This is a genomic window from Salinivibrio kushneri, assembly GCF_027286325.1.
Taxonomy (GTDB): domain Bacteria; phylum Pseudomonadota; class Gammaproteobacteria; order Enterobacterales; family Vibrionaceae; genus Salinivibrio; species Salinivibrio kushneri_A.
In genome coordinates this window covers 99,800-122,562 of record NZ_CP114589.1, presented here as the reverse complement: position 1 = coordinate 122,562, position 22,763 = coordinate 99,800, and the positions used below count along the sequence as shown (strand labels likewise).

At 49.3% G+C, this 22,763-nt stretch carries 19 protein-coding genes; 12 read left to right on the top strand and 7 right to left on the bottom strand.

Annotation, left to right across the window (positions count from 1 at the left end):
• Positions 1-148: 148 nt before the first annotated feature.
• From N8M53_RS13450 to N8M53_RS13435, 4 genes are all read right to left on the bottom strand, one after another.
• Positions 149-679, bottom strand: coding sequence for an MltR family transcriptional regulator (locus N8M53_RS13450; RefSeq protein WP_269580376.1), 531 nt, complete (start codon positions 677-679; stop codon positions 149-151).
• Positions 680-741: 62 nt separating this feature from the next.
• Positions 742-1,890 carry a mannitol-1-phosphate 5-dehydrogenase gene (locus tag N8M53_RS13445; RefSeq protein ID WP_269580375.1) on the bottom strand — a complete coding sequence of 383 codons (1,149 nt, stop codon included), beginning with the start codon at positions 1,888-1,890 and terminating at the stop codon, positions 742-744.
• A gap of 67 nt (positions 1,891-1,957) precedes the next feature.
• Complete coding sequence (locus N8M53_RS13440) at positions 1,958-3,928, bottom strand: PTS mannitol transporter subunit IICBA (RefSeq protein WP_269580374.1); 1,971 nt, start codon at positions 3,926-3,928, stop codon at positions 1,958-1,960.
• A 517-nt stretch (positions 3,929-4,445) separates the two neighbouring features.
• Entirely contained in the window at positions 4,446-4,946 is a 501-nt protein-coding gene (locus tag N8M53_RS13435; RefSeq protein WP_269580373.1) for a lactoylglutathione lyase family protein, read from the bottom strand.
• Between the two features lie 102 nt (positions 4,947-5,048).
• Between N8M53_RS13435 and N8M53_RS13430 the strand changes: the two genes are divergently transcribed.
• Both N8M53_RS13430 and N8M53_RS13425 read left to right on the top strand, forming a co-directional pair.
• Positions 5,049-5,924, top strand: coding sequence for a LysR family transcriptional regulator (locus tag N8M53_RS13430; RefSeq protein ID WP_269580372.1), 876 nt, complete (start codon positions 5,049-5,051; stop codon positions 5,922-5,924).
• 228 nt (positions 5,925-6,152) lie between these two features.
• Positions 6,153-6,758, top strand: a complete 606-nt coding sequence (locus N8M53_RS13425; RefSeq protein WP_269580371.1) for a substrate-binding periplasmic protein — start codon at positions 6,153-6,155, stop codon at positions 6,756-6,758.
• Here the strand turns inward: N8M53_RS13425 and clcA are convergent.
• Together clcA and N8M53_RS13415 are read right to left on the bottom strand one after the other, a co-directional pair.
• Entirely contained in the window at positions 6,744-8,141 is a 1,398-nt protein-coding gene (clcA, locus tag N8M53_RS13420; protein ID WP_269580370.1) for a H(+)/Cl(-) exchange transporter ClcA, read from the bottom strand. The two genes, N8M53_RS13425 and clcA, sit on opposite strands and share 15 nt — an antisense overlap.
• 417 nt (positions 8,142-8,558) lie before the next feature.
• Positions 8,559-9,848 carry an alpha/beta fold hydrolase gene (locus N8M53_RS13415; protein ID WP_269580369.1) on the bottom strand — a complete coding sequence of 430 codons (1,290 nt, stop codon included), beginning with the start codon at positions 9,846-9,848 and terminating at the stop codon, positions 8,559-8,561.
• A gap of 203 nt (positions 9,849-10,051) precedes the next feature.
• Here N8M53_RS13415 and N8M53_RS13410 point away from each other — a divergent pair, with 203 nt between their 5' ends.
• The 4 genes from N8M53_RS13410 to N8M53_RS13395 all read left to right on the top strand — a co-directional run bounded on the left by N8M53_RS13410 (position 10,052) and on the right by N8M53_RS13395 (position 14,430).
• Positions 10,052-10,528, top strand: a complete 477-nt coding sequence (locus N8M53_RS13410) for a MarR family winged helix-turn-helix transcriptional regulator (RefSeq protein ID WP_269580368.1) — start codon at positions 10,052-10,054, stop codon at positions 10,526-10,528.
• Between the two features lie 22 nt (positions 10,529-10,550).
• Complete coding sequence (locus N8M53_RS13405) at positions 10,551-11,609, top strand: HlyD family secretion protein (RefSeq protein WP_269580367.1); 1,059 nt, start codon at positions 10,551-10,553, stop codon at positions 11,607-11,609.
• Positions 11,610-11,621: 12 nt separating this feature from the next.
• Positions 11,622-12,659 (top strand): DUF2955 domain-containing protein, encoded by a 1,038-nt coding sequence (locus N8M53_RS13400; protein ID WP_069362292.1) that lies wholly within the window; start codon positions 11,622-11,624, stop codon positions 12,657-12,659.
• 166 nt (positions 12,660-12,825) lie between these two features.
• A complete protein-coding gene (locus tag N8M53_RS13395) occupies positions 12,826-14,430 on the top strand; it encodes a methyl-accepting chemotaxis protein (RefSeq protein WP_269580366.1) in 1,605 nt (534 codons plus the stop codon).
• A gap of 81 nt (positions 14,431-14,511) precedes the next feature.
• Here the strand turns inward: N8M53_RS13395 and N8M53_RS13390 are convergent, their stop codons facing one another.
• Positions 14,512-15,408, bottom strand: a complete 897-nt coding sequence (locus N8M53_RS13390) for a LysR family transcriptional regulator (RefSeq protein ID WP_269580365.1) — start codon at positions 15,406-15,408, stop codon at positions 14,512-14,514.
• 142 nt (positions 15,409-15,550) lie between these two features.
• Here N8M53_RS13390 and N8M53_RS13385 point away from each other — a divergent pair, with 142 nt between their 5' ends.
• The 6 genes from N8M53_RS13385 to N8M53_RS13360 all read left to right on the top strand — a co-directional run bounded on the left by N8M53_RS13385 (position 15,551) and on the right by N8M53_RS13360 (position 22,752).
• A complete protein-coding gene (locus tag N8M53_RS13385; RefSeq protein WP_269580364.1) occupies positions 15,551-16,699 on the top strand; it encodes an S-(hydroxymethyl)glutathione dehydrogenase/class III alcohol dehydrogenase in 1,149 nt (382 codons plus the stop codon).
• Between the two features lie 38 nt (positions 16,700-16,737).
• On the top strand, positions 16,738-17,574 hold the full coding sequence (gene fghA / locus N8M53_RS13380) for an S-formylglutathione hydrolase (protein WP_269580363.1): 837 nt from the start codon (positions 16,738-16,740) through the stop codon (positions 17,572-17,574).
• 523 nt (positions 17,575-18,097) lie between these two features.
• Complete coding sequence (locus N8M53_RS13375; RefSeq protein ID WP_077639691.1) at positions 18,098-18,421, top strand: hypothetical protein; 324 nt, start codon at positions 18,098-18,100, stop codon at positions 18,419-18,421.
• A 126-nt stretch (positions 18,422-18,547) separates the two neighbouring features.
• The gene (locus N8M53_RS13370; protein WP_269580362.1) at positions 18,548-19,207 is read left to right on the top strand and encodes a hypothetical protein; all 660 of its coding nucleotides are present in this window, start codon (positions 18,548-18,550) and stop codon (positions 19,205-19,207) included.
• Between the two features lie 607 nt (positions 19,208-19,814).
• A complete protein-coding gene (locus tag N8M53_RS13365; protein ID WP_269580361.1) occupies positions 19,815-20,474 on the top strand; it encodes a DNA-methyltransferase in 660 nt (219 codons plus the stop codon).
• Between the two features lie 310 nt (positions 20,475-20,784).
• Entirely contained in the window at positions 20,785-22,752 is a 1,968-nt protein-coding gene (locus tag N8M53_RS13360; protein WP_269580360.1) for a methyl-accepting chemotaxis protein, read from the top strand.
• The last annotated feature ends 11 nt before the right edge of the window (positions 22,753-22,763 follow it).

Genomic DNA, 22,763 nt, shown 5'->3' with positions numbered 1-22,763 from the left:
GATAAAAAAGTTGGTTGGGTATGAAATTGTATAATGTGCTTAAGGCTTACTTCGTTGAAGCCATGATTCTTGGCGGCGCGTTCGCGCTAGGGGTGTGGTTAACGCTTTCAGGCTACTTGCTTCATTAGTGATGGTAAATGTTGGTGCATTAGAAAGGGCTTTCTTTACTTAATTCATTGCAGATTTCCACGATGGCGAGTGACAACCCAGAGCGGATCACCTGCCGTTGGCGTTGCAGTTGTAGCTGATAGAATTCGATATCTATGTCATCTCCTGACGGGCCCAGATCAAGCTGAAGCATGCCCATTGTATTCGCTTTGCGTAGTTTTTTGACGGCATCAAGCACCTTGGGATCGGTAAATTGATAATCGTCGGCATCGTTACTCAGTTGGTTTTTAAGTTTAATGATCAGCTCAATATCGTGATAAGCGTCATCTGATAACACGCCTAGACCAAACAAGAGTTTCAACCGCACAGACAGATCCCCCAGCGGTCCAGTGTCGTGCAGTAAAGGCCCCACCACTGATTCCACTGCAAAGTTATCTTTGCGAAAAACCCGCTTAATCAAGCCATCAATAGATGCCTCAAAGGTATCCACCGCGGCAACAAAAAAGCCACGCACGGTTGGCGCTTGGTTTAATCGCTCAATGATGTCTGTTTCGTCGAAGTTTTCTGCCATAGACTCAATACTGCTTATTGTTATAACGGGGGGAGCTAACTCCCCCCTGTGAAGTGCACGGTTTACAATTGTTGGTACAGGATGTCGATTGCCTCAACTGCTGGACTTTCCTCTGCCAAGCCGGTGTATGTCGCCAGCGTCTTTCTTACGCCCACCTCAGCCAATGAAGCTTGAAGCTCTTCAGCTTGTGGATCGGTGTGATTGGTGTATTTCAGTGCTGCGGCAATCCCTTTTAATAGAGCTCGGTTATCTGTGCCGTACTCTATTGTACCTAGTAATGGCTTGATAAGCCTATCGTTCTGACTCAGCTTTCGGATCGGCTGGCGACCAACACGATCGACCTCATCAACCAAGTAGGGGTTTGAGAAACGTCCTAAAATCTTCTCGATGTACGCTTGGTGAGCCGCGCGATCGAATCCGTAGCGTTGGATAAGCACTTCGCCACTTTCTTGCATGGCCTGTTTCACCACCGCATGAATCTGTGGATCGGTAATAGCTTCACGAATGGTGCGATGGCCGCTCAAGCAACCCAAATACGCCGTGATACAGTGGCCCGTGTTCAAAGTGAAAAGCTTGCGCTCGACGAAGGCCATGAGGTTTTGTGTCTTCTCCATCCCTGCAATATCTGGGATTTCGCCTTTGAACTGTTGTTCATCCACAATCCACTCGCTGAAGCTTTCTACCGTGACTTCTAAGGGATCATCGTTCGCCGCTTCCGCCGGCGGCACAATGCGATCAACCGCAGAGTCGACGAAACCAATCAGTGCGTCTGCTTTCTCATGTAATGCGGGGTCAAGGTGCTTATAAACTTCGCCTTTGAGATGCGATGTACCACGGATCATGTTTTCACAGGCAATAATGTTTAGTGGAGCCTCATTGCCTGATGCGAAACGTTTTTCAATGCCGGTGGCGATAGTCTTAGCAATAATATCAAGCACATTCGGGCCTACGGCCGTGGTCACTAAATCCGTTTTTACGATTTTATCGACAACATCATCACTTGCGGAATTGACTGCCGTGATATGGGAAACCGTGTCGATATGGCAGTCGTTACCCACCACTTTGACGTTGTAGCTCTGTTTGTGACTGAGTTGGTCAATGAGGGGCGCATCGACATCGGCAAAGGTGACCTCGACATTGGCATCCGCGAGCAATTTTCCGATAAAGCCGCGGCCGATATTGCCGGCACCAAAATGAACAGCATTTTTCATAGTATTTACCTCAAACTAAAAACGATGGTGATGAGAGGCCACCGAGGTGGCCTGCTTATTGGGTTGACTAATGGGATGACGTCATAAAGGTGACGCTTTCATCACTCAATAGATTGAGGATCTCGTCAATACTGTCAGTACTGGTAAGAATATCTATTGCATCAGGCTCATCTAACGCATTCGTAATGGCGGTAATTACTTGAATATGTTCATCGTTTTTGGCGGCAATGCCTATCACCAACTTAGCGATATCCTCTTTGTCGTCGGTGAACTGCACGCCCGATGGATATTGACATACCACAATGCCGGTTTGCTTGACCCCATCTTTTGCTTTGACGGTGCCATGAGGGACGGCGATCGATTCCCCGAGGTAAGTGGGGGTTAAAGCCTCGCGCTCAAACATCGCGTCAACATAACCTGGCTCTACGTAGCCAAGTTTGACAAGTTGCTCACCGGCAAATCGAATCGCTTCATCCTTGCTTTTGGCCGTTAAGCCAAGATGAATGTTTTTACGCTGCAGTTGAAAAGCAGGTGCCGGGGTTGGTTCGAAGCTATCGTCATTGGCCGCCGTTGTTGGAACCTGAAGCACTTGCGGATCGTTTGCCGCGGGATACTGGGCGGCAAGAATTTGGGTAACCAACTGGCCGTACACATCGCCGTCTAAAAAGTTATTGAGCGAAATATGATGCGCGGTTGGCGCGTGAGTGCGTGCGCGCTCGGTCAGATCTTTATGCGTGATCACAATCTGCGCATCCTCAGGCAGATTATTGACCGCAATATTGGTGACACCAATGTCCAAGCCTGCATTTTGCACTTTTTTGCGCAGCAAGCTGGCACCCATGGCACTTGAGCCCATTCCAGCGTCACAGGCAACTAAAATATGCTTGACGTCAGCAAAGTTAACCGTGGCTTTAGGCGCAGAAGAGGGAGCGGAGGTGCTTGCTTTAGCGCCTGATTTCATGTCTTTCATTTTGGCGGTTGCTTCGTCGAGTGAGGCTTCGTCACCATCACCTTCTGTGCTTTTCTGCGTTTTCATCAGTAAAGCGGCGACCACAAATGACACGCTGGCTGCGGCAATAATTGATGCTAAGACGCCGACAATCGAGCCTTTTTGCGTCATTAACAGCACAGCAAAAATAGAGCCAGGAGAGGCGGGCGACACAATACCTGCATCAAACACAGTGAGAACGAACACACCTGTCATACCACCGGCAATCGCGGCAAGAATAAGGCGTGGATTCATCAGAATGTAAGGGAAGTAGATTTCGTGAATACCACCGAAGAAGTGAATAATGGATGCGCCGCCTGCGGTTTGGCGTGCCGTGCCTTTACCAAACACCATGTAGGCCAACAAAATGCCTAAACCAGGACCTGGGTTTGCCTCAATGAGGAAGAAAATAGACTGACCAGCTTCTGAGGCTTGTTGGATGCCCAGCGGTGAAAAGATGCCGTGGTTAATCGCATTGTTGAGGAAAAGAATCTTAGCAGGCTCAACAAAGATCGATGTCAACGGTAACAGGTGTGCTGAGACCAAAAACTCCACACCTGCCGCGAGGCCACTAGATAAGAGTTTTACGAACGGGCCGATAAGGAAGAATGCGATAATTGCGCAAAGCATACCGATAATACCGGCAGAGAAGTTATTCACTAACATCTCAAACCCGCTTCTCACTTTGCCATCGACATAGGCATCGAATTTTTTGATCGCCCAGCCACCGAATGGACCAACCATCATCGCGCCCATAAACATGGGAATGTCCGTCCCGACAATCACCCCCATGGTGGTAATTGCGCCGACAACCGCACCGCGTTCGCCGCCAACAAGTTTACCGCCGGTGTAGCCGATCAGTAGTGGTAGTAGGTAGGTAATCATGGGACCGACCATGGCCGCCAATGTCTCATTGGGGACCCAACCGGTTGGAATGAATAGTGCGGTAATAATCCCCCAAGCAATGAATGCGCCGATATTAGGCATCACCATGTTTGAGAGGAAGCGACCAAAATTCTGTATCTTGATCTTGGTATCAGATGATATCATAACAATACCCCGTTTGATGTTCTCAGAGAACGTGTGTGGTAGAACGGTTCGCCAAAACCGTCTGGCTAGTAAGTACCCAGTCAATTTACCACACATTTTTTCAAGAGAACTGATAACGGGGATTTATTGACTCACTTCTCACTTTTAACATCTAAACTATATTTTATACCGACACGCATCACAAAAATAACCTGTAAATTTAGTACAAAAAGCAAAGATCAATCTTGTCAATAAAAATATTGATGACAATCGTCACGTTTTTGTTTTTTTACTTATAAAATTTAGAGTGACATAGATCACTTTTTATTTTTTTAGAATAGTGAAATAAAAAATCATAGTGATTATAGTCACATTTTTAGTCTGGTCAATATTGAGTCGTTGAGTGACTTGTGTCACGTTTGTTTTTTTATTACGAGTGGTGACGGTTTGGTTGGTGTGGTATTGAGGCGCTCACCAGGCTCAATCAGGTTGAGCCTGGTGAGTTAAAATACCAAGGTAGCCATCACAGACAAGAGGGTTAATACGCCCCCGCACTGTAGATCAGCTCATAGCTGTGGCTGTAGATCTCCAAAATATTACCAAATGGGTCTTCCATATAGATCATGCGATAGGGCTTCTCTCCAGGATAGTAATAGCGTGGCTTCGCCATCCGTTTCTTACCACCCGCCTCAACAATACGTTCAGCCAGTGCTTCAACGTTAGGATCTTGCACGCAGAAGTGAAACACGCCTGTTTTCCAGTACTCGAAATTGTTGTCAGGGTTTTGCTGATCCTTAAACTCAAATAGCTCCACACCAACGCGGTCGCCTGTCGATAAGTGGGCAATGCGGAAGCGTTCCCAACCTTGACCAAACACATCGGTGCACATTTCTCCAATTGCACTATCGTCTTCGACAATCTTGGTAGGTGTCATAATGAGATACCAGCCAAGCACTTGCGTGTAAAATTGAACGGCTTTGTCTAAGTCAGGGACCGAAATACCAATGTGTGAAAATGTACGTGGATAAGGGGTTAGCATGCGTTGCTCCTTCTAAGATGACGTTGTCAGTGGTTGCAAGCATGAGGTATCACAAACATAATGTTAAATTATGGTTTGCAATAGTTATGATGACAATTTGTTATGGTTAACCCTGTTTGGCTGAAAACCTTTTGCACCCTGGTAGATGTTGGCAGTTTTACCAAAGCCGCTGATAAGTGTTTTATGACCCAATCAGGCGTAAGCCAACACGTGCGAAAGCTTGAGGACTCGTTATCTACAACGTTGGCTATTCGAGGAAAGAAAGGCGTGGTGCTGACAGAAGCAGGCCAACAACTCTACCGTCAAGGAAAAGACGTGCTACAAACGCTGGATAATCTTGCTGTAAGCATCAGTCACGATCCTGGCTATGAAGGCGAGGTAAGCATTATGTCGCCGGGAAGTGTTGGGCTCCGCTTGTATCCGCGTTTGCTCGATCTGCAGGTGACATATCCTGCCCTTACGATTAACTATCGTTTTGCGCCGAATGGCGATATTCACAAGGCTATCTTGAACAACACTATTGATATTGGACTAACAACGGCTTGTCCAGTTGATCCCCATATTCAGTCTGAACCCATTGGGGAAGAGCCATTGTTATTGGTGACACCGCGCCATATTAAAGACCCTACATGGGAAACACTCTGTCAGCTAGGATTCATTGATCACCCAGATGCTAGGCATCACGCTGAGTTATTACTTGGGGCGAACTTCGAGCAATACCAAACCGCGCAATTGCGCCCCATAAAGCAATCTGGTTTTTCTAACCAAATAAGTCTTATCTTGCTACCCGTTGCACGCGGACTTGGCTTTACCGTCTTGCCCGCCAATGCTGTCGCCGCCTTCGCGCAACAAGGGGCCATTAAAGCCCATCATTTACCGACACCGATCAGTGAAACCTTATATCTTTCCTCTCTTGCCGGACGCGAGCTGCCTCAGCGCGCGATCAATATTGTTGACGAGATTAAAGCGAATATTTAGGTCGTTTTATGCTTTGGTTTGCAGTCAAAGTCACATTGGGTGAACACAATGCCACACTTTTTATGTGACGTTGTCACGCAATTGGGCGTGTACTAGTATGCTGAATGTGTTCTATGCTTTGACTACTGGAATAAGCGAGTTGTTATAATGAGACGTTGGCTGCTTTGTGTACTGTTGTTACCAACCAGTGTATTTGCGTCTGTGCTAACCGTTGCGTTTCGGGAACCAATGCAAGGTATAGGAGAGGTGACCAAGCAACTGACCGAACGCATACTGCTTAGCGAAAAGCAAAATATTGAGTTTCGGTGGGAGGAAATGCCACTTAAGCGCGCCCAATTCTCTATGGTTAAGGGGATTATTGATATCGACTTTGCCAGAACGCGATTTGCGTATGATGAGTCGGATCCCGTTGTTTTTACCTCAGAAGCAATCTTCAGAATCAACTATCACTTATTTGCTCGTACGCATGTTTTAGCGGCGGATGACTATCAACGTGTGGTTGGAGTGATCGGCGATCAGCTATCTGCGGCAATAGCAAAAAGGCATCAATGGCGGATGGTTTGGGCACGTTCTGAAGAGGATGCACTAACAATGGTGCAAAATGGACGTGTTGACGCAATGATTGGCTTTCGTAGTATCGAACAGGTGCTAGATCGCCCCTCGCTTTCACATGTGGTGGCGAGCGAAAAGCCGATCGCCTCGATCCCAGTCTACCTTGTGTTCCACCAGCGTCATCAGCGACTTGCCGAACACGCCAGTGTTGCGATTGCACGGATGAAGCAGAACGGCGAGATCACCGCTCTGTTTAAAGAACACGGCTTATTGGCTCGGTGAGTTCTCTATCCGCAGTTTTTGCTCGCGCACTTTACGCCGCAATAGTTCTGTATAAATTGGTTGTCCGCCTAGCAACTGTGCGACCAAGGTGGCACCGAGCGTGGTGATGATTAACGGCAAAATCAGGTAATAGTTATTGGTCATTTCAATCACCAACAAAATCCCAGTGATAGGTGCGCGTACCGTGGCCGCAAATAAGGCACCCATGCCGGCAATGGCAAACATCCCCGGCTCTATGCCCATCTCAGGGTACATATTGGCAACCACTAACCCATAAACAGTGCCTAATAAGGTGCCCAGCGCCAGCATAGGCGCAAAGATGCCGCCAGGCGCACCAGAGCTAAAGCAAATCACCGTCAGTAATGTGCGCGCCATAAAGATAAACAGTAGGGCACTGATTGAATAATTGAGGGTGACGAAGTCCGGCACCAAGTTAATGCCACCGTGGGTCAGCTCCGGGGCGTAGACAAGTAGCAGACCAAAAAAGCCACCTAACGTGGCACCCACAAGCCAAATCCGCGTTTGGCTTTTTTGATAAAAGCGTTGGAAGAAATCCTGAAAGCGAATAATCAGAAAGTTGAACAGCACGCCAAACACGCCGAAGCAACAACCCAGGGCGAGAAAGAACCAAAGTGAGATCAATGGTGGCGTTTCATATTGCGGCAGCACAATCACTGCGTTTTGGCCATTGATATAGCGAAAAACAATGTCCGCGACAATCGCAGCAATAATCACCGCTTTAATTGAAATCAAGGTATAGCGAAATTGCGGTCGCATTTCCTCAACCACAAACATGATAGCCGCGAGTGGGGCATTAAAAGCAGCCGCCAGCCCAGCTGCGGCACCGGAGGCGAGCAAGGTTTGGTTGCTGTTTCTGTCTTTGATGCGGCAGGTATCGGTGACCATTCGGCCAATATTGGCACCAATTTGCACACTTGGGCCTTCGCGGCCGAGAATCATCCCCGAGCCTAACGCACCTAAGCCGCCAAAAAATTTCACTGGGATAACCCGCCACCACCGTGTGGGGCGAATGCCCTCCATCGCGCCTTCAACTTCTGGGATCCCAGAACCTGCCGCTTCAGGGGCAAAACGATGAACAAGCCAATAGCCGACCAAGGCGAGTCCTGCGCTAATGAGAAAAGCGAGCACGCCTAGTGGGAGCATCGAGCTGATATTGCTGTCTAGCCAATCGGTTCTGGATTGAGACAGTGAGTGGATGGCGAGCTCGAAAAGGGTGACTACCACGCCGCCTAAAAAGCCAATGACTACCGCGAGTAAAAGGATAGAAACGGGCGTTTTATCGCGAGACCATAATTTATCAAAGAAAACACTAGATTTGTAAAAAATGGCTCTCTTCTTGCCTGTTTTACTTACAATTTTCATCTGTGTGAACGCAAAGTTTGAAAAGAAAAGTGACGATGTACGGTGGCACGACTTCCTACGCCAACATCGTGCTGGGAACGTCCTGGTCCCTGAGAGAACGCATTTATACTACGCCAATTAACGCAACATGCAAGCGCTTGACGGATGCCTCATTGTCTAGTGATAAAGACAAAATCCGCGGGAGTAAGCGATACACTAACGAGACAGCCGTAAGCGAACATTTTTATACGTTTAACCGGTGTGCACCGTATTAACAGTCAGCGTATCAGCTTTGTCAGCGCCAATAATTGATTTGAATTAGATCACAGTTTGTTGCAGTGAAAATGTTCGCAGACGCTACATCAGATTGGTAACCGTGATGCGGCCATGCCAAAGCAGCAAAGGCATGGCCATCGTCATTAGGTAAGCGGAGCGTCATTAACCATTAAGGGCGGCGAGGTTATCGCCGATATCGATTAAGCGATCTAAAATACGTTCGCCATCGACGCCAATGCCGTTGTGCTCGTACTCGTTAGTCATCCACGCTTGGCTGTTAGCAATCTTCGTCAAGGTTTGACGGGAATAATCGAACTCGACAAACATATCATCCACATAGGTGGCACAGGCGAGCGGCACCGTGTTGTGCTTTAGCACCTCGAGATCATAAAGCGCTGGCCAATCGGCTTTTTCCGCCAGTAGCATGGCGGCCTCTCTGAGTGGTTTGAGCGTGGCGAGTTGATCAAACATCCACGGATAGACCATTTCTCCGGTAAACCGAAACGGCTGATCGGGCTGATAGTGGAACTGCGGGAACTGATCGCGTACCCGATGGGCTGACCACTGCGAGGCCTGCTGCTGGCAGTAAATCGATTCATGCAAAATAGCGTAGAAAGGATTGGTTAAATACCCTTGTTCTGTCTGCATCGCATCAAGGAATGGATAGCTCAGCACACGCTCGCCATTCACCTCAATAAAGGCGCGTTCCAGCAAATAATAAAGCGGCAGCCCGGCATGACCGCGGCCGAGATTTAGGCCAATGGTTTGGAACTGCTCCACCGTAAATGGCTGACCGTTTGGTAGCGTCACCGCATTGTTTTGCAAATACTGGGCAATCTCGTGGCAGCGGGCTTGTGCGTCCGGGAATTGGGCGAAAAACCGCTGGTTTTTATCTTCCACCCGCTGATAGGTTTTTTGATACACCGCATCGGCATGTCCTTCAATCGGTGGGATGCCGCCGGTGACAAACGCGCGCGATAGCGATTGTGGGAAGAAAGATAAATAGGTGAGCGCACAGAACCCACCAAAGCTTTGCCCGAGGATTGCCCATTGCTTGATGCCCAACGCCTCACGCAAACACTCAGCGTCTTTCACGATACTATCAGCACGAAAATGGCTCAAATAGTCAGCTTGCTCCGCGGGCGTGAGATGGGCAAGCGTTTGGTGATTCACCGGAGAGCTTAAGCCCGTGCCGCGCTGGTCGAGCAGCAATACGCGGTAATCGTTTAGTGCCCGTTTTAGCCAACCGCTCGCACCATTAGGGCGAGGTGACTCCATGCCAGGACCACCTTGGAAATACACCAGCCAGGGTAAGTCTTGTTCATTTTTACGCGTATCCACCACTTCGCGGGCGAAAATCGAGATTGAGGGGCTATCAGCGTCACTATGATCCAGCGGTACATCAACATGATGGCTGCGATAACGGAGGTGGCGATCCCACAGATCTTGCATGGTAATTCCTTTACAAACAAAAAGATGACGCACGATAGATTACCAGAGATGGCGGGGAGCAGCGAGCACGTTTCCCTCAGGCAGTCTGTCACTTTTTTGTGATGCATATCACCTTTATATTTACTTAGCCTGCTAACTATTTTATAGTGCCTGTCTGGTATTACTTAGCCTGCTAAGTATTTTCACGATGGAAGGAAAACTCGATGACATCGCCCAATCCCGAACACATGTCTATTGCTGAGCACTTAGGACGCACGGCGCGGTTATGGCGCCGTGTGGCGAATTCAGAGCTTGAGCCTCTGGGGCTGAGCTATCCGCGCTGGAGTGCACTTTGGATGTTGCGCCGATTGGGGGATGGCATCAGCCAAAGTGAATTGGCTCTGGCACTGGAAATTGAACTGAGCTCGCTAATGCGCACGTTGAAGCATTTGGAAGCGCAGGGGCTGATCACACGGCGCTGCTCGCCCGAAGACAAGCGCACCCGAACCGTGCATGTCACCGACAGTGGCAGTGACTTAATGTCACGCATCGAAGCGCGGGTATTGCGGGTGCGCAAGCATTTGCTCTCTGGTATCGCGGCTGAAGATTTTGACGCCCTTGAGCGGGTGTTGGTCACCATTAATCAAAATGCAATGGACTATACCGCCACCACCGAAGACGACTGCGGCACAGAACAATAGGTAATAGAGGTAAGAAGTACGAATGACACCGGATGAAAAATTTGCACGCTGGGTAAAAGTGGCCGCCCTCAGTTTTGTTTTGATTTTTGGCTACTTTTTGGCGGCCGATAACCTGATGCCACTAACGCCCCACGCGATGGTCACGCGCACCGTGACCAAAGTGGCCCCGCAAGTCAGTGGGCCGGTCAGTGCGCTGGCGGTAGAAAATAACCAGCGCGTTCAAAAGGGCGATGTACTGTTTAAAATTGAAAGTGCGCCTTATCGCATTGCGGTCAACCAAGCCAAACTCGCCCTTGCCCAGGCGAGACAAACTAACGCCCAGTTGGATGCCTCACTGATGGCCGCGCGGCAAGATGTCTCAGCATTGGCATCGGTCTTGGCACAAAAAGCGCGTGAAGCAAAACGCTTAAAAGCCTTGTTTGCCAAAAATGGTGTCTCCCAGCAGCAGCGTGATGATGCGATCAGCGCCGCTAATACCGCTCGGGCCAAATGGGAAGCGGCGAAAGCGCGCGTCAGTGCCCTCCAGATCCAACGCGGTGGCGATGGCGCGAGCAATATTGCTGAACAAGTGGCGCTGAGCAAATTAAAAAGCGCCCAGCTTAACCAATCCTACACCACCGTTAGAGCCAGCCATGATGGGGTGGTGACTAACTTGCAGTTGGATGTGGGAGCTTATGCCAGTGCGGGCAAACCGCTGATGGCCTTGGTGTCTGAACGCGCCGATGTGATTGCCGACTTTCGCGAAAAAAGCGTACGCGATGTGCACACCGGCACGCCAGTGAATGTCACTTTTGATAGCGAGCCGGGCAAACTTTACGCGGGACACGTGAGCAGTGTCGATGCCGGGGTCAGTGCCGGACAAATCGACGCCAATGGCCAACTGGCGTCACCGTCTAATTCCAACCGTTGGGTGCGTGATGCGCAGCGAATGCGCCTGCACATTCAGCTCGACGAATGGCCTGATCACGCCTTGCCAACCGGGGCTCGCGCCACGGTACAGTTAATGCCTGGCAGCACGGTGACGCAGTGGCTGGCCAGCGCGCAAGTCGGCTTTTTGAGTATGCTGCACTACATCTACTAAGGGGAGCTGACGATGAGGTTATGGCATCACCCCTTAAGTGATAACGATGTGCGCCAGTGCGCGCGCATTGCCACCGGTGCCACGCTCGGTTTTGCGGTGTGTAAGTTTTTCGGTTTTAGCTTCGGGGTGTTTTTTACCGTCACGCCGATGTTGTTGCTTGGCCTTGTGCCCGTGATTAACGGTCGCGCTGCACGGCAATTGCTCGCCTCGGCGGTGATCAGTGGGATAGAAGTCGGACTGCTCGGGGGATTGTTTGGAGCACATCCTGGATTAATGACACCGCTGGTATTCTTGCTCTTCACCTACAAATTTGCCTGTATGTCCAAAGGGCGCTTCTTTCTTTTTGGCGCCAACAGTGTGTTAAGCCTGAGCATTATGCTGCACTTTGCCAGCTATCCCGATTTGCCGATCAACACTTTAATCTTCGGTAACTTGGGCGCGAATGTGTTATCGGTCGCGGTGGCGTATCTAGTCACTTGGTTAATTCCCGATGTCACGCCGCGTCAGCCGCCTGCTGCACCGGCAGGGGGAAAACAATCGCACCGGATGCGCCACGAAGCGTTGATGGGCGCGACCTTGGCGACGGTCTCGTTTTTCATCTTCCAGTTATTTGACTTGCGCGATTCGATTTCAGCGCAAGCCACCACTGTGTTGCTACTGTTCCCGATGCACTGGAATGGCTCGCTCAGCTATGCACGAAAACGGGCAATAGGCACAGTACTCGGCGTCGCCTACGGCATTGGCTGCCAAGTGATATTATATGATTGGTTCAACGTGCTGATTTTGGTGATCCCACTGCTATGGATTGGCACCATGCTGTTTGCCAAGGCGCACTTGAAAGAGGCCGGTGGCTCAGGCGTAGGGTTTGGCGCCATGGCCACACTTGGGATCTTATTCGGGCAATACTTAAGCCCTAACCAAGACTTTATGTATGATGCCTTATACAGAGTGAGTAGTAACCTGGTGGCGATTGTGCTCACCTTGATGTTGTGTTTTATGGTGCACAAGCTGCTTAACTGCTTTTCCGCAACCCGGTTTGGTGCTGCGTAAGCGTTTGAACCAACATAGTTATTCCTCGCTATAGTCAATTGATAATGATTATTTTTGCGGTAAAAGTCCCATCCTAATTTGACTTTTGCGAGGTATCGCTTGTTTCTCCTCCGACCTGTCGCTATGCTCCTTGGCAGTTATGATGCACAGATAGGAAGTCAGCGAAGTGAAAAAACTCATCCTGATCGTGGTATGCGCCATGTTTGCCGTTGCGGCGATTGCCAGTATCACCGCAACCACCTTTATCTCGCATGACGAGATTGACAACATTATTCTCAAGCGTTCGCAAGCACAGGCTGAGCTCCTGGCCGATCGTGCTGAATACATTTTAGAAAACTCTTCTACTCCTACCGCCGATTTACAAGACATGGTGTCGGATCTTAAAGGTCGCGACGACATCAGCTATGCGGTGATGATTGATAAAAACATCAAAGCCATTGCCCACAGCGACACCCAAAAGCTTGGCAAGGTGTATAGCGATAACTATACCGTCGCCGGTGCTGGCCAAGGCCAGCCGCAGCATTCTCGCTGGTATGCCGATGTGCAAGATGTATGGGTATACGACATCATGATGCCGGTTTATGTCGATGGCCGCCTGTGGGGTGCATTTGATGTTGGCATCCCGATTACTGAGGTCGATGCCGCTGCTAACGGTATCGCCATTGCTCAGCTCACCGCGATTGGTTTGATTTTTGTCGGTTGTACCCTGGTGTTGGTGTGGCTGTTGGGCCGTTTATTCGCGCCACTAAAAGGCCTCGAGCATGCGCTGACCGATATCTCCAAAGGCGACGGTGACTTAACGGTGCGCTTGCCGGTGACCGGCAACAACGAAATTACCCGGATTTCGGTGGCGTTTAATACCTTTGTGGAAAAAATCGACCAAATCATTGCCAATGTGGTGGAAACCGGTGAAGAGCTGGGACGTTCGGCTGAATCGCTGCGTGATAAAGCGGCGCACTCACTAAAACGTGGCGAGTCGCAAAGTGAACAAGCGTTGCTGGTGGTCACCTCAATGAATGAGATGATTGCTACCATTAATGAGATCTCACAAAGCGCTTCGAATGCGGCAGATTCAGCTTCGTCAGCCAACAGTGAAACCGAAGCCGGTAAGCAAACCTTGGCCGAAGCAACCGCGACGATTAACCAGCTCGATACCGAGATGGACAATATGTCGACGGTGATCACCTCGTTGGCCGAGCGCACCCAATCCATTGTGTCGATTCTGGATGTGATCCGGGGGATCTCCGAGCAAACGAACTTGCTTGCCCTAAACGCAGCCATTGAGGCAGCGCGCGCGGGCGAAGCGGGACGTGGCTTTGCGGTGGTGGCTGACGAAGTGCGCAGCCTGGCGACCAAAACCTCGCAATCGACCGAAGAGATTCAATCCACCATCGATCAGCTTCAGCAAGAGGCGAAAAATGCGGTTGATGCCATGGATACCAGCAAAGCGCTGACCACCGAGGGCAATCGTGCTACTGAGCAAGCACTGACCGCACTGGAAAGCATTGCCACGCAAGTCAGCACCATCTTGGACATGAACACCCATGTGGCAACGGCGACGGAAGAGCAATCGAGCGTGGCCAATGAAATCAACGTCAACATGGATACGGTTAACCAAGCGGCGCAAGCAGGCCTAGATGATAGCCACAGCCTTGAGGCGAGCAGCCAAGACTTGGCCGGTTTAGCGCGTACCTTGGACCACCATGTCGGGGCATTTAAAATCTCGGCAATTAAACCCACTGGTAACACATTGCGGGCAGCGCGCGACTAATTCAGCGTGTACCCCAGTCACCTATATCGCCAGCCTTGTGCTGGCGATTTTTTTGCTTAATCATTAAAAAAGTAGAGGTTACTAAACACCTGTTCGTAGCTGCTGGGCGGGTAAGTGCTCGGCAAGATATGCCAGCCAGGCGGCTATCTTGGGTTGCAATTGACGGCCGCTTGGATACAGCGCCCAAATGCCCTCATCGTCTACCCGATAATCGGTTAACACTTCTTCCAACTCGCCGCTTGCCAACGCGGATTGTACGTAATAATGCGGCAATTGAGCCAATCCTAATCCGTGCTTGGCGGCATTGAGCAGCGCGACGCCTGAATTGCAGCGCAATCGACCTGATACCGTTAACGTGCGCACTTTGCCGCCGCTTTGGTAGTGCCAATGCTCGTTCGATCCTACTAAGCAGCTGTGATGACTGAGCGCACTGGGTGAGTCGGGGCGGCCATTTAAAGCCAAATAGCCTGGGCTGGCGCAGATGGTTAACTGTCGTGAGCCCAGCCGCTTAGCTTTCAGGCTTGAGTCGGGCAAGTGGCCAATGCGGATCGCGACATCGGTGCCGGTATCGGTCATATCCACTCGCCGATTGGTTAGATGCAAATCCACCGCCACTTGCGGATAAGCCACCATAAATGGCGCGAGCAGGGGGGCGATATATTGCTCACCAAAGTTTACCGGTGCGGTGACACGAATTTGCCCCGCGGGTAACGACTGAGCCTGGGTAATGGTTTGTTCGGCATCCACCAACGCCGCGATCAGCGGACGGCAACGTTGATAATAGAGCTCACCCTCATCGGTCAACGACACCTTCCGCGTCGTACGATGAAACAACTTCACCCCTAAATAGGCCTCGAGTGCAGCCACCCGGCGACTGACTGACACCACTGTGGTATCGAGTTTATTGGCCGCTTGGGTGAAGCTGCCATGCTCGGCGACCGATAAAAATTCGTTAAGTCCTTCCCAATGGGGCGCCATTGCTGTCTATCCTGTCATTATTCACCCATATACATTATTACGTGAGTGAAATAATAATTTTCAAATTTGCGGGATTATAACTAAATCTAACTTGGTTAGCATAGTCAGGTACGCAATTAACAAGAACAGAAGGGAACCTCCAATGGCACTAACCATCCAGCCAGGACAAACACATATCAAATCCAAAGCCGCCGTCGCATGGGGGCCAGGCCAACCACTAAAAATGGAAGAGGTCGACGTTGAACTGCCTAAGCCGGGTGAGGTGTTGGTCAGAATCGTTGCCACTGGTGTGTGCCATACCGATGCGTTCACCTTATCGGGCGACGATCCTGAAGGCGTCTTCCCCTCGATTCTCGGCCACGAAGGCGGCGGGATTGTTGAAATGGTTGGCGAGGGCGTCACCAGCGTAGAAGTGGGCGACCATGTGATCCCGCTTTACACCGCGGAATGTGGTGAGTGTAAATTCTGCCAATCTGGCAAAACCAACCTATGTGGCGCGGTACGTGAAACCCAAGGCAAAGGCCTGATGCCAGACGGCACCTCGCGTTTTTCTATCAACGGGGAGACCATTTTCCACTACATGGGCTGCTCGACCTTCTCGGAATACACGGTATTGCCCGAGATCTCACTGGCGAAAGTGAGCAAAGCCGCGCCGCTCGAAGAAGTTTGCTTGCTCGGCTGTGGCGTGACCACTGGCATGGGCGCAGTGATGAACACCGCCAAAGTAGAAAAAGGCGACACAGTGGCGATTTTCGGTTTGGGTGGCATTGGCCTGTCAGCCATCATCGGCGCGCGCATGGCCGGCGCAAGCCGCATCATCGGCATTGATATTAATGAGAGCAAATTCACCCTTGCCAAGCAATTGGGTGCCACCGATGTGATTAACCCTCAAGACCACGACAAACCTATCCAGCAAGTGATTGTGGAGATGACCGACGGCGGGGTTGATTACTCGTTCGAATGTATCGGCAATGTGGATGTGATGCGCCAAGCGCTCGAGTGCTGCCACAAAGGCTGGGGCGAGTCAGTGATCATTGGTGTTGCTGGCGCAGGCCAAGAGATTTCGACCCGTCCGTTCCAGCTGGTGACAGGGCGCGTCTGGAAAGGCTCGGCATTTGGTGGCGTTAAAGGCCGCTCAGAGCTACCCGGCATTGTCGAGCGCTACCTCGATGGTGAGTTTGGCCTGCAAGAATTCATTAGCTACACCATGGGCCTTGACGAAGTGAACCGTGCCTTTGACCTGATGCACGAAGGCAAAAGCATTCGCAGCGTGATCCATATGGACCAATAACAGGACGGCCGCCGTGGCAACGCGGCGGTAAAATAACCATGCAACTAGAAAAAATAAGCGAAAACAAAGTCGCAGGCGGTTGGCACCAACGTTGGCAGCATGACTCAAGCACCACCAACGGCAAAATGACCTTTGCGATCTTTCTGCCAGAGAAAGCGAAAGAACAACCTGTGCCGGTGCTTTATTGGCTCTCGGGCCTGACCTGCACCGACGAAAACTTTATGCAAAAGGCCGGCGCGTTTAAACAAGCCGCCACCTTGGGCATAGCGATTGTGGCACCGGACACCAGCCCACGCGGTGAGGGCGTGGCAGACGCCAATCAGTACGATCTCGGCCAAGGGGCGGGGTTTTATGTTAATGCCACCCAAGCACCGTGGCAGTCGCACTACCAGATGTACGACTATGTCACTGACGAACTGCCGGAGCTGATTGAATCGCACTTTGCGGTCAACAACCAGCGCGCAATTGCCGGACACAGCATGGGCGGCCACGGCGCGTTAGTGATTGGTTTGCGTAACCCATCGCGCTACAGCAGCATTTCGGCGTTCAGCCCGATTTGTCATCCCACCGAATGCCCGTGGGGCAAACAGGCCTTTAGCGCCTATTTAGGCGATGACGAACAAACGTGGCAAGCCTACGACGCCACTGTGTTACTCGCCCAAGGCCCCACCGCCATGCCGATGCTGGTGGACCAAGGCGACAAAGACGGCTTTTTGGCCGAGCAGCTTAACCCGCAAGCCCTGAAAAAAGCGGCCGAGAAACACAACTCACCGCTCACCTTGCGTATGCAACCCGGCTACGACCACAGCTACTTTTTCATCAGTACTTTTATTGATGAACACCTCGCCTTCCACGCCACCCGCTTTGCGCGGTAGGCACAAACCACGTCGAGACCCCAAGCGGCCACCTAGGCCGCTTTTTTGTACCCATTTCACAAAACATGGCTTGGCTAACACTTTGGACAATAGCGCACGAAAAGCAAAACAGCGCTTGATACACTAACTCGAAAAGTAGCCAATAAATGGCGTGTTAGGTGCCGACAACTGATCGGCGGTAGCGTGTGGCTAAACACTGGATGCTTAACCAGCTTATCGGCTAGATACAGGCAAAAGCATGCACGTTTATCCGTGACAGGTTCACACTATCTCGGAATGGGTGATAAAAATAATAGATTATTCATGTGGTTACAGTTCAACGCTTGGGGATAATGTGAACGCCCGAGAAGGGATAGGCGGCATGCACACTTTCACGGAAGAGCAGTATCCACTAGAGGTGAGAAATTCAAATAATAACAGTCTATTAGGTAGAAAAGAGTGCGTATAACGGTTTTGGGAAATCGTGCGTGCGCACTAATACAATGTTATACCTACTGTTAACACATTCGGAAAAGGGGAATTCATGGCTAAATTGAAAGATGTATATAATTTTCAGTGCAAGGTTTTTGAGCCAGAAACGTCAGAATTATCTGCGAAAGAGCTGAAAGTTATGTTGAAGCAATTATATGAATACTTCCCATATACAGACAAAGGCGATGGCAACAAACAGCCTTATGATACTGACAATGACTACTCGAAAAAATGGTTTAAATGCTATGATCATTTGTTAAATATTTTGTCGATGAAAAAACAAGAGTTTCGCTATAAGTTATCACTCACATTATCGATAGTTGCGATTGTAATATCAGTAATAGGTGTTGCAGTAAGAATTACGGTTTCAGGGTAATTAGGTATAACAAGCCAATTCAATTGACGCAATTAAACCACACGATTGTGGTTTAGAGTTTTTCAACGCTTCGGTTGCTTGCAATGCGCAATTGATTGGGGCGTTATGTTCAAGGAGTTCAATATAGTGAGAGTGTTATTTCTTATTGTCATAGGGCTGGCAATTCCATTCCTGTCCCCTATATTATTCAAATATTATATTGCTTATGTGCCAGGATTTATGGATGGCACAGAAGATGGGTGGTTAAGTTACCTTGGAGGGTATTCAGGAGGTTTTCTGGCCTTTATTTCTGCATACGTTCTATTTAGTAAACAACGAACACTGTCTGACCGATGTTGGTTTATTTGGTCAGTGGCAGGGAACACAAAAGATATTGAGTCTAATACGCAGATTTCCATTGTATATACCAAATCAAAAGATATTGATGATTTTGATAAAGAGAATAGAAATGTTTTGTCTTGGGGAGATTATGGTGTAGCGGTGGTTAGTATTAAAAATGTTAGTGCTAATCATGCAAAATACGTTGATATTAAGCTTGTGCAAGGCTTATTTACAATAAAACCATTTTGTCATCGAAAAGGAAGTCCGTACATCTCAAAGTTTTCACATGTCACTGAGTTAGAACCAAGTGAAAGAATGGATTTTGTACTACATATTGAACCCTGTCTCCTTAAAGTGAAGAAGTGTATGAAATTTAAAGTAGTTAGTGAATCGCTGAAAAATGTTAGGACAGTACAGTACTTAAAACTATTTTACACAGGCTCCTCATTTGAGTTAATAAATTGAACATAACAAACGCCTCAAGAGGGACTGTGGACTTGATCCGTTTTACTGGACACGCATCGACGATCTGATGAGGTCAGTCTATGAGAAAGGTAAAAAGATATCATACGTGTGGAGAGAAATGCGGTACTCGGCGAGATCAAGGTGACAAAAGAATCTATTAGACATGATTTCCTCCGATAGTAAACATCATAGCTAAGTGTGGTAGAGCCTTCAGACGGTAACTTATATCATTCGCTACATTCAAGAAATAAGAATTATATCTCATTACTCCTATGCAACTTATGGCATTGTGACTATGAAATAACTTTCGGAGGATCCCATGAATTGTAGTTGTTGTAGTAAAGCACTAAATAGTGGCATGATTTATAAGAAAGATGCGGCTACAGGACGTAAATATAAATCATGCCCACATTGTTCAGATGCCAATGGTGGAGAGCATGTTTTCCACCCGTATCCGTCAAATTTTGGTAAAACACCCGCACGAAAAACAGCACAGAACCCTACAGGTCATCAAAGTTATTGTATTGATTGTCGTCGCCTAAATAAAGGTGTAGCCTCTACTGTACATCAAAATGGACGCCTTTGTAGCAGTTTGGTCTGAAGGTTTATGCAAGTATTTAAAGATGACGCCGTAAACTGGCTTTCAACGCTCGCGGACGCGAGCGTTGATCTTTTAGTGACTGACCCACCATACGAGTCATTAGAAAAACATAGGAAAATTGGCACTACAACCAGATTGAAAGTTAGTCAGGGCTCTAGCAATCAATGGTTCGATATTTTCCCTAATGAACGTTTCGAGAGCTTATTATCGGAAGTCTATCGAGTGTTAAAGAAAAACTCTCACTTCTATTTGTTTTGTGATCAAGAAACAATGTTTATTATCAAGCCAATAGCAGAGAAGGTTGGCTTTAAGTTCTGGAAACCCATAGTGTGGGATAAAGTGTGTATCGGTATGGGCTATCACTATAGAGCTAGACACGAATACATCCTTTTTTTTGAAAAAGGGAAAAGGAAACTAAACAATTTAAGTGTCCCTGATATTTTAGAGTATAAACGTGTATATCGTGGGTATCCGACAGAAAAGCCAGTTGAACTTCTTGAAACGCTCATATCTCAGAGCTCTCAAAAAGATGAATTAGTAGTTGACCCTTTCTTTGGTTCTGGTTCTTCATTAGTTGCGGCAGTAAATCTAGATAGAAAATATCTGGGTTGTGATATTTCTGAGTCGGCGCACCAACACTTTCGAAGCCGGTTGGTAGAAACATAGTGATATAATTAAGAATCCGCTGGAATCGGTCCGTTCCCACGCAGGAGCGTGGGAACGAGTTACACCAACCCCAACCACTGAACCAAACCGAGCCACCTTACGTGCTGTTTATCGGCATTTTAACCGTTATCTTTGTCTAACGGGGTTCGCGTGAACCCAACCAGTCCAACCAAGTTGCGCAACAGTAAGTGGACGGCGGTTAAACCCCTTCATCGCGCTCAGCACGTTTTGCGCGAGAAAATATACCTTCATGGTAATTAGACGACTCGCTGCTACGCTTATAGCAAATAGCAGTGCAGAGGATTTTGCCATGACAATCAGCCTTAAGATTAAAGCCATGGCGCTTGCCCTTTTGCTGGGGTCATTTCTTACCATTTACCTGGTTATGGAGTGGGTAGCGAAGCCCGTTTTGCAAGAACAGGCAGAGGCTGGCGCTCGGCAAACCGTCACAAACATTGAAGGGCGTATTGCCACGGCATTGAATGAAGGGGCAGTGTTAACCGATACACTCGCGGCGCTATCGGAAACATTGCCGTTAGATCGCGCCCAGTTTATTGAACGCCTTGAGCCTGTGGTCGATCACTACGGTAACGCCGCGATTGCGGGCGGTGGTGTTTGGCCTGAGCCTGGTAAGTTAACACCGGGAAAAACACGTGATTCCTTATTTTGGGCACGTAATGCACAAGGCTCGCTCGATCTATTAGATGATTACAATGATCCCGCTGGCAGTGGTTATCACAACGAAAGCTGGTATCAAGCAGGGCGAGGCTTACCGGCGGGGCAATGCGCGTGGTCTGCCGCTTATGAGGATGCGATTTCTGGCACGCCCATGGTCACTTGCACAGTCGCAATTCGCCGAGATGGCCAGTTTTGGGGCGTTGCGACAATCGATTTGATGCTCTCCGGTCTGTCAAACTTATTAACTGACCAAAATGAGGCAACCGGAGGCTATGCCTTTGTGCTCGATCAAACCGATCGCATTCTGTCGTTTCCCGATGTGCGTTCTTCAAGCCTTAGTATGCAAAGCCTGAGCGACGCAAGTAGACAGTATCCTCGTTTATCCCCGCTTGTCTCGGCCTTGGACGCTGAGGAGCCGGTTTATCTGCCGGAAGGTGTAGTAGGCGATAGCCGGTCGCTCCTCGTGCAGGTTCCTCTGTCGGAACAGGGTTGGACAGTGGGTATGTTGTTGCCTGAGGCAACGGCCTTGGCGGCGCTGAATCGAGTAAGTTCTGGCCTGTATATAACACTGTTACCGTTGGTGATTGTCTTCGCGTTAGTTGTGGTATGGCTCGGCCAGAGGCTCATTCGCAGTATCAAAGAGACGACTCAGCAGGTTAGCAGTCTATCGAAAGGAGAGAAAGGCGGTAAGTTAGAGATTGTTCGTGCTGATGAGATGGGCGAGCTACGGCGCGCTGTCAACGATTATGGCGCCCATCTTGAAAAAATTCTCGAAGACGTAGCGAGAGAAGCGATTGGCGTTAAAAGCAGTGCAAACGACTTACAGGCACTGAGCCAAGATTTGAGCGACCGAACGTCGGCGCAGACGAATGAGAATATCACGCTCGCCTCATCGATAAACCAAATGTCCGCAAGTGCCACCGAGGTGTCGAGCAATACTGCCACTGCCGCAGATACTGCCGAGGATGCATCGCACGTGGTGGCAAAAGGGCAGCAAGCCGTCGATGAGAACAGTGACGCGATTGCCAAGCTTGCTACCACACTGAAAGAAGCGTCCTCTGTAATTGATAAACTGGCCTCAGATTCACAGCAGGTGGGAACGGTCCTTGAGGTCATCAAAAAGATTTCCGAGCAAACCAACTTACTGGCACTGAATGCGGCTATCGAGGCGGCGCGTGCGGGAGAGCAAGGACGTGGGTTTGCAGTGGTTGCCGATGAGGTGCGCTCATTGGCCGCCAAAACTCAGGAATCAGCGGAGGAAATTGATGGCATGATTCAGCAGCTTCATTCGGCGGCTAGCCAGGGCGTGGACGTGATTGAATCGAGTTATCAGTTGTCTCAAGCTTCGGTTGAGCGAGCGAGTGTGGTGCGTGAGCACTTTGAAGAGATTGTCACAGCATTTGATAACATTAAAGAGCGCACCGTAAGCATTGCCACGGCATCGGAGCAGCAAGCGCATGTAACAGAAGAGATCAGTCAACTGGCGGATCGAATCAGGACGTTGTCGGAGCAGAACGCTGAAGGGGCATCTGAACTCAAAGCAATGAGTGCTGATTCACTCGAACGGGCTGACCGTCTAACCCAAATTAGTCAATGGTAGCGTTCGTTTAC